We start from the raw sequence: 12,073 nt of genomic DNA, 5'->3' as shown, positions 1-12,073 counted from the left end.
AGGAAACCGAATACTTTTCAACAAAATTCTTTTTCTCAAAATTATCTTCCCTCGAAATAAAGAATTCAATCCTTTAAAAAACGATAAAGTACAACCCAAATGAAAGAAAGCGCAGGCTGTGCCCGCGCTTAAACTTACAGCATATACACTTTCACTTCATAAGGGCGCATGTTCGACTCATTTTGCAACTGATTCGCCACATCGTGGTAATTATGAACGAGTAGTTTTCCGCCGTTTAACGTTTCTGGAAGATTCAGTTCACTCGTTTCTTTCGAGAAGTTAGCAGCAATAACCAACGTTGTGTCCTGATAACTCCTCGTGTACACATACAAATTCTCATCCTCTTCTAAAAGTAACTGATAATTACCATGGATAAGTACAGGAAGCTCTTTTCGAAGGCGAATTAAGTTTTTATAAAAGTAAAAAATAGAATTTTCGTCACTTAACGCCTTTCTCGCATTAATTTCGTGATAATTACCATTCACTTTTAACCATGGAGTTCCAGTCGTAAACCCCGCGTTCTTCTCATCAGTCCACTGCATAGGCGTCCGTGCATTATCACGGCCTTTTTTATAGATAGCGTCGAGTACTTCTTCTGGATTTCTTCCTTTTTCAACAACTTCTTCGTTATACATATTAAGCGTTTCGATGTCCTCGTAATCCTTGATATTATCAAAGTAGACATTCGTCATCCCGAGCTCTTGTCCTTGATAAATATATGGCGTTCCTTGGAGAAAATGAAGCCACGCAGCCAGCATCTTGGCTGATTCTACACGATATTCCTGATCATCTCCAAATACAGAAACTGAACGAGGCTGATCATGATTCTCCATATATAAACTATTCCACCCAGTACCGTGAAGCTCAGTCTGCCATTTTGAAATAATCCGTTTTAAATCCGTTAGTTTCCAAGCCTGTTGATCCCATTTACCTCCAGGTCCACTTGTTACATCCATGTGTTCAAACTGAAACAGCATATTCACAATACCATCATTTTCATTCGTGTACTTTTTACCATCTTCAGGCGTGGCCAATGGCATTTCGCCAACCGTCATCACATTGTATTTTGATAAAACCTTTTCGTTCATTTCGTTCATGTATTCTACGAATTTCGGACCATTTACGAAGTAATCTCCTCCCCACTGATAAGGAGAATCATCCGTTACTTCGGCATCTGGTAAGCCAGGCGTTTTGGAAATCAAATTTATAACATCCATCCTGAATCCATCGACCCCTTTATCGAGCCAGAATTTCATCAGATCATACACTTCTTCTCTTAGCTTTTCGTTTTCCCAATTGAGGTCAGGTTGCTTTTTTGAAAAGAGATGTAGAAAATATTCCTCACTCTCTTCATCATACTCCCACGCAGAACCTCCGAAAAAAGATCCCCAGTTGTTTGGAGGGTGGTCTTCCTTACTTTCTCGCCATATATAATATTCACGAAACGGATTATCTCTTGATTTTCTCGCTTCGGTAAACCACGCATGTTCATCAGAAGAATGGTTAACAACTAGGTCCATTACAAGACGGATTCCACGTTGATGCATTCCTTCTAACATCTCTTCCCAGTCTTCCATCGTTCCGAACTCATCCATAATCGTTCGATAATCACTAATATCGTAACCGTTGTCATCATTCGGTGACTTATAAACGGGTGATAACCACACCACATCAATGCCTAATTCGTTCAAATAATCTAGTTTTTCTGTAATTCCTCGAATATCACCAATTCCATCCCCGTCACTGTCATTAAAACTTCTAGGATAAATTTGATAAACAACGCTTTCCTTCCACCACTGTTGAGCCATGCAGTCTCCTCCTTTATACCGTGAACTTATGCGCAAACGTTTTCACTGACTATTATAGAAGAATGTCACCGAGAGTACAACTGCAGAAGTGAAACGTTTTCTTTTCCATTGAGGGTAAGTTCTTTTCTAATTGAGCAAAGGATTGATATAATGGTTTTTATCGAAAGCTCCTTCTACATGAAGGAAGAAAGTAGAATGAGAGGAGACAGTTGCAACAATGAGTATCATCCAGGTGAAAGATCTTAAGAAATCGTTCGGACAGTTAGAAGTATTAAAGAATATTAATACAGATGTAAAAGAAAAAGAGGTTGTTTGCGTAGTTGGTCCTTCTGGTTCAGGCAAAAGCACCTTCCTTCGCTGTTTAAATAAATTAGAGGAAATAACGGGCGGTAGCGTCATCGTTAATGGTCATAATATTGCGGATCCTAAAACGAATATCAATAAGGTTCGTCAGGACGTCGGAATGGTTTTTCAACATTTTAACCTCTTTCCACATAAAACAGTTGTTGAGAATGTAACCCTTGCCCCCATTAAAGTAAAAGGGGAAAACAAACAAAACTCCGCAAAGAAAGCAAAGGAACTTCTTGCTAAAGTTGGTCTTGAAGATAAGGCCAATAATTACCCAGGCGAACTTTCAGGTGGACAAAAACAGCGTGTAGCGATTGCAAGAGCTCTTGCGATGGAACCTAGCGTCATGCTGTTTGATGAACCAACTTCAGCCCTTGATCCTGAAATGATCGGCGAAGTGTTAGAAGTAATGAAAGACCTTGCAAAAGAAGGAATGACAATGGTTGTTGTTACTCATGAAATGGGATTTGCACGTGAAGTAGGCGACCGTGTTATTTTTATGGACGGCGGCTATATCGTAGAAGAGAACGTCCCTAACGAATTGTTCTCAAATCCTCAAAATGAGCGAACTCAGGCTTTCTTAAGTAAAATCCTATAACAAAAACGTGCAGGAAATTCCTGCACGTTTTTGTTTGGAGAAAGTGAACATCAACAACCATTCATAGTACCTTTATGCAAATCATAATGAATGCTGTCGCCTACAATTATCTCAGCTATTCTTCCTTATCTATCACATCAAATATCTTCCGTGATTCAAATAAATCGACTACTTTGTTCAACCACTCGTAGTATCCCAGAGCGTAAGACATCTTATCTAAGTCTTCTTCAGCCTTGATCTTATCTTCATTCGTAATATCGCCATCCAACACTTCCATTAGCTCAGCAATCGACTCTTTGCAAGCATCCCGATTCATTTCAATTCCTTTTCGCCAATGGATACAAAAGAAATCCGTAAAGGTTTGATACCAATCTGACTTCACTTCGTAAAGATCTTTACGCTCCCCCTTTCTCCACACCTTATCCACCATATTTAAGTCGATTAATGTCCTTACTCCGGTCGACATACTTGTCTTACTCATTTGAAGCTTATCCTTCATTTCATCAAGCGTCATCGGCTCTTTTTCGAAAAACATCGCGCCATATAAACGGCCCACAGAAGGAGTTACGCTATAAATATCCATATTTTTAGAGATTGATTCAATCACTCGTTCTCTTGCATTCTCTACTCGTTTATCTTGCAAACTATGCACCTACTTTTCCAATCGTTTGTCATTTCATAGTTTAGTGTTAACCCCATGAATTGTAAAGTTTACTAGCAAACCTTGTAGCATATACTAGCATCCTAGACGATACTTAAGGATTTACCCGTTTAGTTTGTACAGTTTTTTCTGTATGTACTGAATTACCTGAATTTGAGCACTCACGACGTTTGTAGTATTAAGTACCTACACTCTATACTTAATAGGTCGGTAAAAAAAGACTAGTAAATGACTGTTTATCGTAAATTTCGACATATTTCAGTTATTTTTGTAATTTTATCCGCTAACTATTTGAAATAAAGGCAGAGGTGAAACTATGGAGAAAGCCAAAATCACAGTAAAAGACGTAACCAAAATATTTGGCAAATCGCCCAAACAAGCTACAAAGCTTTTAGATCAGGGCAAATCAAAAAGTGAGATTTTAAAAGAGACCGGAAATACGGTTGGCGTTAACCGCGCAAGTTTCGACGTATATCCCGGTGAAATCTTTGTTATCATGGGGCTATCAGGTAGTGGTAAATCTACACTTGTTCGGCTTCTCAATCGATTAATTGAACCTACTTCAGGACAGGTTCTCATTGATGATGAAGATATCGTCAGGATGAAACCTGAACAGCTTCGCGATGTTAGACGAAAGAAGCTTAGTATGGTATTTCAACGTTTCGCACTTTTCCCTCATAAGACAGTACTAGAAAACACAGAGTACGGACTTGAGGTGCAAAACATTAGTAAAGAGAAACGTTCTGGAAAAGCGCAGGAATCACTCGAACTTGTTGGATTAAAAGGATATGAAAAAAGCTATCCGTCAGAACTAAGTGGTGGCATGCAGCAGCGTGTCGGACTTGCACGCGCTCTTGCAAATGATCCCGATGTTCTTTTGATGGATGAAGCTTTTAGTGCGCTTGATCCACTCATTCGTAAAGATATGCAGGATGAACTTCTTGAACTTCAAGAGTCTATGGAGAAAACAATTGTTTTTATTACACATGACCTTGATGAAGCACTTCGCATCGGTGATCGGATCGCTTTAATGAAAGATGGTTCCATTGTTCAAATTGGTACACCAGAAGAAATTATGACGAATCCAGCCAATGACTACGTTGAACGATTTGTGGAAGACGTCGACCTTTCAAAAGTATTAACAGCTTCTCACGTTATGAAGCGAGCTGAAACACTAAGAGCTGATAGAGGCCCACGTGTAGCGCTTCAACTTATGCGTGAACAAAAACTTTCTAGCTTATATATCGTGGATAAAAAGCAAAAATTAATTGGTGCCATTACAGCGGATGATGCTGCAAAAGCCATTGAAGCCAAAAAAGAAATTGCTGATATTCTCATTACAGACCTTCCAACTGTCGCACCTGATACATTATTAACCGATATGTTTGTGAAAATGGCAAGCTCGTCTCTCCCACTTCCGGTCATTGATGAAAACGATAAGTTTAAAGGCATCATTGTACGAGGAGCTGTTATCGGAGCGCTAGCCGGCAATGAGACAGAATCAGCGAAAGGAGAGGTGAGCTAAATGCAACTATTTCCTAAGATTCCATTAGCTGATTGGGTAGACAGCTTTGTTGATATGCTTACTGATAATCTTGAACCTGTTTTTGATGGCATTACATCTGGTATCGATTGGTTTGTTGAAGGAATTGTTTCAATTCTAGGCTTCCCGCCAGCGCTTGTGCTAATTGCTATCTTTACGATCTTGGCCTGGTGGTCAAGTCGATGGCCAGTTGCCATCTTTACGTTACTTGGTCTACTACTAATAGATAATTTAGGTTATTGGGATCCAACAATTGAAACACTCGCTCTCGTGTTAACTTCGGTTATTATATCCATCATTCTTGGTGTTCCACTTGGAATATGGGCATCACAAAGTGACCGAGTAAGAGGCATTATTACACCTGTTCTTGATTTTATGCAGACAATGCCTGCATTCGTTTATCTCATTCCTGCCATTTTGTTCTTTGGAATTGGGATGGTACCAGGTATCATCGCTTCTGTTATTTTTGCGATGCCCCCAACGATTCGCTTAACAAACCTTGGGATTCGTCAAGTACCTGAAGACTTAATTGAAGCGTCAAATGCATTTGGTTCTACTACGAAACAGAAATTAATTAAAGTACAGCTACCGCTTGCAACACCTACGATTATGGCGGGAATTAACCAAAGCATTATGCTTTCCCTTTCAATGGTTGTTATTGCATCTCTAGTAGGTGCACCTGGCCTTGGGGCAGATGTTTATCGAGCTGTAACACAAATTAAAGTTGGTATTGGTTTTGAAGCTGGTCTCGCAATCGTTATTCTAGCGATTATGCTCGACCGGATTTCTCAAAATATAGGTAAAACAAAAAACTAAGGGGGAATTACATGTTTAACTTTAAAAAAGGGTTAACAGGACTAGCATTATTTTTGTCACTTACATTGATTCTTGCTGCTTGCGGCGGAAATAATGGCGGAGATAGTAGTGAAGGCTCTAGCGAAGGTGGAGCAAACGTTGGAGAAGAAGTAGATTATGAAATTGTAGGAATTGAACCTGGTGCTGGAATTATGAAAGCTACAACTTCTGCACTTGAAGAGTACGATAGCTTGAAAGGTTGGGAATTAATCGAGTCTTCTTCTGCAGCGATGGCCGCAGAACTTGGGAAAGCCATTGAAGACGAAGAGCCAATTATCGTAACTGGTTGGACGCCACACTGGATGTTCGCGAAATATGATCTTAAATACCTTGAAGATCCAAAAGGACTTTATGGTGAAGAAGAAAATATCGAAACATTTGCACGTAAAGGATTAAAAGAAGATCAACCTTCTGCTCATACAATTCTTGATCAGTTCAACTGGACTCCAGAAGATATGAGTTCTGTAATGGTTGAAATTCAAGAAGGTGCTAAGCCTGAAGAAGCCGCACAAAACTGGGTAAACGAACATACAGATATGGTTGAAGAATGGACAAACGGAGCTGATGAAGTAGACGGCGAAGAAATCTCGCTTGCCTATGTTGCATGGGATTCTGAAATCGCAAGTACAAACGTCGTTGCGAAAGTACTTGAAAGCATGGGTTATAAAGTAGAGTTAACTCAGCTTGATGCTGCTTCTATGTTCATCGCTGTTTCTGAAGGTGATGCTGATGCAATGGTAGCTGGATGGCTTCCAATTACACACGCTGATCTTCTAGATGAGTATGGTGACAACATGGACCGTCTTGGACCAAACCTTGAAGGTGCGAAAACTGGACTTGTTGTGCCATCTTACGTTGAAGCTGATTCGATTGAAGATTTAAAACCAGCTGAATAACATCAATGAAAAAGCGAGATGAGGAATTCCTCATCTCGCTTTTTATTATTCGATCAATCCCTTGTCTTTCAAGAATTCAACAGCTACATCTTCAGGTTCTTCTCCATCCATATCAACTTTTGCATTCATCTCAGACATTTCTTCTTCTGAAATACTTCCAGCAAATTCATTCACAACCTTCTCAAGGTCCGGATGGGAATCAAGAACTTCCTGGCGAACAATTGGTGCAGCATAATATGGTGGGAAGAATTGCTTATCGTCTTCTGTTGTAGCAAGATCAAAACGAGCAATTCGACCATCAGTGGTAAAGGCAGGAATGACGTCAACTTCTCCTTCATTTAAAGCATCGTACATGATGTTTGGATCTAGACTCACTTCATCCTTGTAAGTAAATCCATAAGCTTCTACGAGTGCATCGTAACCATCTTCTCTTTCATAGAAAGTGTGTGGTCCACCAAATACCAAATCATTTGAAGCTGGGATGATGTCTGAAAATGTTTCTGCATTCACCTCTTTATTTGTTTCTTGGGTCATCGCAAGCGTGTATCCATTTTCAAAGCCTAAAGGCTCTAGCCAAACAAGGTTATATTCATCTTTATAGCCTTTTTTCACTCGTTCAAAAATTTCATCAGCCGATTCATCCGATTCAGCACTTTCTTTTAATACCGCTTCAAGACCAGTACCGGTATATTCAACATACATATCAATGTCACCATCAACTAGCGCCTGTTGAAGAATATTCACTTCTCCAACACCTGCATCAACTTCTACTTCATAGTCACTATTCGCCTTTATGTACTCTGCAAGAAGATGCGGTAAAATGTATTGCTCTGTCCACGGCTTACCGGAAATAACAATTGGATCACTTTCTTCACTTCCACTGTCTCCCCCACATGCAGCAAGAACCATCAATACACCCAGTAAAAGCACGGTCAATCTCTTCAATCAAATCTCTCCCTTTATTTTTTTGCTTTAACTCCTTTAGGAGTTGCCGCGTTTTCTAATAACTTTAGAATTAGGTCAAAACCAAGAGCAAGAATGGTTGCCGGTAGTGCACCAGCTAGCACAAGCTCATCTTTATTAGACGTTAGTCCTCGATAAATAATATCACCTAATCCTCCTGCACCAACAAACGTCGCTAGAGTTGCTACCCCGATCGTCAATACGGTAGCCGTACGAACGCCCGCCATAATGACAGGAAGAGAAAGAGGTACTTCAATCTTCATTAAAATCTGCATACTTGTCATCCCCATCCCTCTCCCAGCTTCAATGGAAGATTGGTCCACGGATGTGATGCCCGTGTATGTATTCCTTAAAATCGGAAGAAGTGCATACACCGTTAATGCGATGATGGCAGTAATATTTCCGATTCCAAGAAACGGAATAAGAAAACCAAACAATGCAAGACTCGGAACCGTTTGAAAAATAGCAGCTACGGCAATAAACGGCTCAGCCAACTTCTTGCGTCTGGAAATAAAGATACCAAGTGGAACTGAGATTAAGATGGCAATTACAATCGATATAAATGATAGGAAAAGGTGCTCCTGAAGCGCAACAAAAATATCATCCCAACGATTTTGCATCGTTTCAATAAATAAAACAAAAAAGTTTTCCTCATTCATTCAGAGGTTCCTCCTCCTTATAACCGAGTTGCTCAAGACCAGCTAGTCCGCGCATCATGCTACTTCTCGTGACTAATCCCGTCAGCTTTTCCCCTTCTACTACAGGGATACTGATTGGTTGCTTTTCAGCAAAGCGTTTTGCGATTTCAGGATAAAGCGTGTTTCTCTGAATTGGCTCAATGATTTCAATGACATCTACAATTCGTTTTGTATCACCTTCATAATGCTTCTGAACCTGATCAAGAGTCACGACACCTTTATATTCCTGTTCAGGGCCAGTGACGACGAGACTATCCACACGCTCTGATTTCATTAGCCGAAAAGCTTCAGCTAGACCTCTGCTCTCTTTAACAGTCGCTACTTTTTGAATCATTAAATCAACTGCAGTAGGAGCTTGTCCCTTAGCCATCCGTTCATCCCCTATAAAATTGCGAACAAATTCATTCTTTGGATGACGTAACAAACGATCAGGTGTATCGAGTTGAAGAATTTCACCGTCTTTCATGATCGCAATCCGATCGGCAATCTTCATCGCTTCATCCATGTCATGGGTGACAAAAACAATCGTTTTTTGGATTTCTTTTTGTAATTTCACAAGCTCATCTTGAAGCTGTTCACGACTAATTGGATCGAGTGCACTAAAAGGCTCATCCATTAAAATGATGGGAGGTTCTGCTGCAAGGGCACGAATGACACCGACCCGCTGCTGCTGACCTCCACTTAACTCAAGTGGATAGCGAGACCGAAATACTGATGGCTCAAGTCCAACAAGGTTCAGCATTTCATCAACTCGTTTATCTATTTTGCTTTTATCCCATTTTTTCAATTTAGGAATGAGTGCAATATTTTCTGCAATTGTCATATGTGGCAAGAGACCAATTTGCTGTATGACATATCCGATACTCCTTCTTAATTCAACAGGATCTTGGTCAGAGATTGGTTTTCCATCAATGGAAATCTGACCTCCGCTCGGTTCGATTAAACGGTTAATCATTTTCATAGTGGTCGTTTTACCACATCCACTCGGGCCAATTAACGTTAACAATTCGCCTTGTTCGATATGTAAATTAATATCTTTCAACGCCTCAGTACCATCAGCAAACTTTTTGCTAACATGCTCGAAAGTAATCATTCTATCGCTTCTCCTGCCTCCCTATAAATCCATAACTTTATTGTATTTACCCGTTCTTTTCCTAGGCGTAAACTATTTATCGCACAATAACACAACTTTCTTACTAATACTGTATCGTTTTTCCAACCAATTATCAAAAGAAAAGAGGCTAGCTTAATCAATTGATTAAACTAGCCTCATAGATCATAGATTTCTTATTCGTTCATCGCAGGTTCCAACCCATGTTTCTTACGTTTCTTCAATTCTACAAAGAAGAAAGTGATCGTTCCAATGGCAAAGATTGCAATAAATCCTAATAATACGTAGACATTCTTCCACATGAATGCAAAATCTCCGCTGGAAATAACAGCTTTCAATCCTGAAACGGTGTACGTCATTGGCAACCAAGTATTAAACACTTGTAACCCTTCAGGAATTAACTCAAGTGGGAACGTACCGGCACTTGTTGTTAATTGTAAAATCAAGATAATGATCGCTACAAATCGCCCTGGATCTCCTAATGTCGTAACAAAGAATTGGATCAATGTCATATAAGCGAGACTTGATACGACAGAGAAGAGTAAGAATAACGGCACACTCTGCACTTCAATCTGCAATGCATATAAAAGAACAGCATCAGAGACAAGTGCTTGAATTACGCCAACTACTAATAAAATACCGTATTTACTCATAAACCAACCGATTGCCGTTCGTGGCGTTCCTGCTGGATCACGAAGTGGAAATACAATAGACATGAGAAGTGCCCCTACAAACAAACCAAGGGAAAGGAAGTAAGGTGCAAATCCGGTTCCGTAGTTTGGTACGCCTGAGACAGCCTCTGTATCTACATTAACTGGATCAGCAAACATACTGTACGTCTCATCATCAGCATTCGTATTTGATGTTTCTTCCGCGGCATCTCCTAGTTTATCCCTAAGCTCTGATGTACCATCTGTTAATTTCTGTGCTCCGTTATCAAGGTCTTTAGATCCATCTGCTAATTTCCCTGCACCAGAAGTTATTTCTGAAGATCCTCCTTCTAACTCTGAAAGTCCGGATGCTAACTCTTGTGAACCACTAGATAATTCTGTCATACCAGAATTGAGTGTTCCTACGTTATCGATCAATGAATTCCAGCCTGTGGAAACCGTATTGGTTCCATCTGCAACCTGTATAGCACCGTTATGCAGTTGATCGATCCCAGCATTAGCTTGATTTATTTTGTCACCAAATTTTTCTAGACCTTGTTCAAGATCGCCCTGTCCTTCATATAATGCCGTGGCTCCCTGGGCAAGCTGACGCTGCCCTTCTACTAGAGCATCTAGACTTGAAGATGCACCTGAAAGTTTCTCTGCTTCGTTTGAAAATTTCGTAGCTGCTTCTCCAACTGACTTCGCTGCTGTACCAGACTTCTCAGCAATTGGTTGAAGCTGACTAATCAGCGCTTGCTTTTGCTCATCCGTATACTGATCGCTTCCTTGAATTGACTCTATAACACCCTGCAATTCCTTAGGAACAGCTGAGGCATTCGTCACGCCACTTGTTAGTGATTGTTTCAGTCCTTCTGCATCAACAGAAGGTAATGATTTATTTTCTAATGCTGAAACTGAAGCATTTAGGCCATCCATCAACTGCTTTGTTCCATCTCTGCTTTGCTTCACACCAGCCAGAAGCTGCTCTTGTCCACCTTTAAAATCTCCCATATTGCTGCTAAGTTCACCAAGCCCATTACTGAGTTGAGAAGATCCATCAGCTAACTGACTAACTTGTGGCTGTTTTTCTTTCAACCCATCTAATAAATCAGTCGTTCCCTGGTTCGCTTCACTAATGCCATTTGCAAGATCAACGGATCCGTTTTCTGCACTACTTAAGCCATTTGTTAACTCAATCGATCCTTCATTAAGCACGGCAAGATTATCTTTCAGTTGCTTTGTACCATCTTTTAGATCAGAAGAACCATCCGCAAGCTCTCCTGCTCCCTCTGATGCATCTGAAAGACCATCAGCTATTTCACTAAACTTATCAAAGACGAGCTCACTATAATTTTCAGTGATGTTTTCAGCAATTTGTGATTTGATTTCACTAACAGCCGTTCCGCCTATTTGCCCAGCTAAGAAGTTAAAACTCTCATTTGGCACATATTCTAAGTTTAATTTATCAGGATGTTCATCAAGAACGGTCGTCGATTTCTCAGAAAAATCTTCTGGGATATGAATCTTCATATAGTAGGTTTGATCTTCAAGACCTTTATTTGCTTCTTCTTCATCAACAAAATCCCACTTGAATTCAGGCTCATCTTTCAACTTATCGACAAGCTCATTCCCTATTTCAAGATGCTCCCCTTCAAAATCCGCCCCATTGTCACTATTAACAACAGCGACTGGAATCTGATCTAAATTTTCGTATGGATCCCAGAACGCCCATAAAAACATGCCACTATATAACACCGGTATAAACAACACAGCAATTACTGGAATTAAGATTTTTTTATTCTTAAGCAATGACGCCCATTCAGAGCGAAATTGTTTTGATGACTTCTTCATATTTACCCTCCTGTCTAATTGACCAAATTCCTCATATGGTCATTTTACCTCAAAAAAAAAGACTTTTCTTTACTTACTATGGATTGAA

10 protein-coding genes are annotated in these 12,073 nt (G+C 40.0%); 4 read left to right on the top strand and 6 right to left on the bottom strand.

Annotated features, from left to right (window positions below; genetic code table 11):
* Positions 1–134: 134 nt before the first annotated feature.
* Entirely contained in the window at positions 135–1,808 is a 1,674-nt protein-coding gene (locus tag ATG70_RS21340; RefSeq protein WP_098446466.1) for a glycoside hydrolase family 13 protein, read from the bottom strand.
* A gap of 217 nt (positions 1,809–2,025) precedes the next feature.
* Here ATG70_RS21340 and ATG70_RS21335 point away from each other — a divergent pair, with 217 nt between their 5' ends.
* On the top strand, positions 2,026–2,754 hold the full coding sequence (locus ATG70_RS21335; protein ID WP_098446465.1) for an amino acid ABC transporter ATP-binding protein: 729 nt from the start codon (positions 2,026–2,028) through the stop codon (positions 2,752–2,754).
* 115 nt (positions 2,755–2,869) lie between these two features.
* Here the strand turns inward: ATG70_RS21335 and ATG70_RS21330 are convergent, their stop codons facing one another.
* Positions 2,870–3,337 carry a GbsR/MarR family transcriptional regulator gene (locus ATG70_RS21330; RefSeq protein ID WP_373560808.1) on the bottom strand — a complete coding sequence of 156 codons (468 nt, stop codon included), beginning with the start codon at positions 3,335–3,337 and terminating at the stop codon, positions 2,870–2,872.
* A 394-nt stretch (positions 3,338–3,731) separates the two neighbouring features.
* Between ATG70_RS21330 and ATG70_RS21325 the strand changes: the two genes are divergently transcribed.
* From ATG70_RS21325 to ATG70_RS21315, 3 genes are read left to right on the top strand one after another with little or no spacing between them, the layout of a single operon-like run.
* On the top strand, positions 3,732–4,940 hold the full coding sequence (locus tag ATG70_RS21325; protein WP_098446463.1) for a quaternary amine ABC transporter ATP-binding protein: 1,209 nt from the start codon (positions 3,732–3,734) through the stop codon (positions 4,938–4,940).
* Entirely contained in the window at positions 4,941–5,774 is an 834-nt protein-coding gene (gene choW / locus ATG70_RS21320) for a choline ABC transporter permease subunit (RefSeq protein WP_098446462.1), read from the top strand.
* Positions 5,775–5,785: 11 nt separating this feature from the next.
* Positions 5,786–6,709 (top strand): glycine betaine ABC transporter substrate-binding protein, encoded by a 924-nt coding sequence (locus ATG70_RS21315; protein WP_098446461.1) that lies wholly within the window; start codon positions 5,786–5,788, stop codon positions 6,707–6,709.
* A 45-nt stretch (positions 6,710–6,754) separates the two neighbouring features.
* On the opposite strand, the gene ATG70_RS21310 is transcribed toward ATG70_RS21315, so the two are convergent.
* The 4 genes from ATG70_RS21310 to ATG70_RS21295 all read right to left on the bottom strand — a co-directional run bounded on the left by ATG70_RS21310 (position 6,755) and on the right by ATG70_RS21295 (position 11,985).
* Positions 6,755–7,654: a glycine betaine ABC transporter substrate-binding protein gene (locus tag ATG70_RS21310; RefSeq protein ID WP_098446460.1), complete on the bottom strand. Its 900-nt coding sequence runs from the start codon at positions 7,652–7,654 to the stop codon at positions 6,755–6,757.
* A 14-nt stretch (positions 7,655–7,668) separates the two neighbouring features.
* The gene (locus ATG70_RS21305) at positions 7,669–8,331 is read right to left on the bottom strand and encodes an ABC transporter permease (protein WP_098446459.1); all 663 of its coding nucleotides are present in this window, start codon (positions 8,329–8,331) and stop codon (positions 7,669–7,671) included.
* A complete protein-coding gene (locus ATG70_RS21300) occupies positions 8,324–9,463 on the bottom strand; it encodes an ABC transporter ATP-binding protein (RefSeq protein ID WP_098446458.1) in 1,140 nt (379 codons plus the stop codon). Before ATG70_RS21300 ends, ATG70_RS21305 begins: the two co-directional genes overlap by 8 nt.
* A 194-nt stretch (positions 9,464–9,657) precedes the next feature.
* A complete protein-coding gene (locus ATG70_RS21295; RefSeq protein WP_098446457.1) occupies positions 9,658–11,985 on the bottom strand; it encodes a YhgE/Pip domain-containing protein in 2,328 nt (775 codons plus the stop codon).
* Positions 11,986–12,073: the final 88 nt, after the last annotated feature.

This window comes from Bacillus sp. es.036, from assembly GCF_002563635.1.
GTDB lineage: Bacteria > Bacillota > Bacilli > Bacillales > Guptibacillaceae > Guptibacillus.
The sequence above is the reverse complement of the archived record's forward strand: the minus strand, read 5'-3'. Positions and strand labels throughout refer to the sequence as shown.

What these genes read in the sequence shown, in the direction of transcription:
- ATG70_RS21340 (WP_098446466.1), bottom strand. Translation starts at nt 1,808, where the DNA reads ATGGCTCAACAGTGGTGGAAGGAAAGCGTTGTTTATCAAATTTATCCT.
- ATG70_RS21335 (WP_098446465.1), top strand. Translation starts at nt 2,026, where the DNA reads ATGAGTATCATCCAGGTGAAAGATCTTAAGAAATCGTTCGGACAGTTA.
- ATG70_RS21330 (WP_373560808.1), bottom strand. Translation starts at nt 3,337, where the DNA reads ATGGATATTTATAGCGTAACTCCTTCTGTGGGCCGTTTATATGGCGCG.
- ATG70_RS21325 (WP_098446463.1), top strand. Translation starts at nt 3,732, where the DNA reads ATGGAGAAAGCCAAAATCACAGTAAAAGACGTAACCAAAATATTTGGC.
- choW (WP_098446462.1), top strand. Translation starts at nt 4,941, where the DNA reads ATGCAACTATTTCCTAAGATTCCATTAGCTGATTGGGTAGACAGCTTT.
- ATG70_RS21315 (WP_098446461.1), top strand. Translation starts at nt 5,786, where the DNA reads ATGTTTAACTTTAAAAAAGGGTTAACAGGACTAGCATTATTTTTGTCA.
- ATG70_RS21305 (WP_098446459.1), bottom strand. Translation starts at nt 8,331, where the DNA reads ATGAATGAGGAAAACTTTTTTGTTTTATTTATTGAAACGATGCAAAAT.
- ATG70_RS21300 (WP_098446458.1), bottom strand. Translation starts at nt 9,463, where the DNA reads ATGATTACTTTCGAGCATGTTAGCAAAAAGTTTGCTGATGGTACTGAG.
- ATG70_RS21295 (WP_098446457.1), bottom strand. Translation starts at nt 11,985, where the DNA reads ATGAAGAAGTCATCAAAACAATTTCGCTCTGAATGGGCGTCATTGCTT.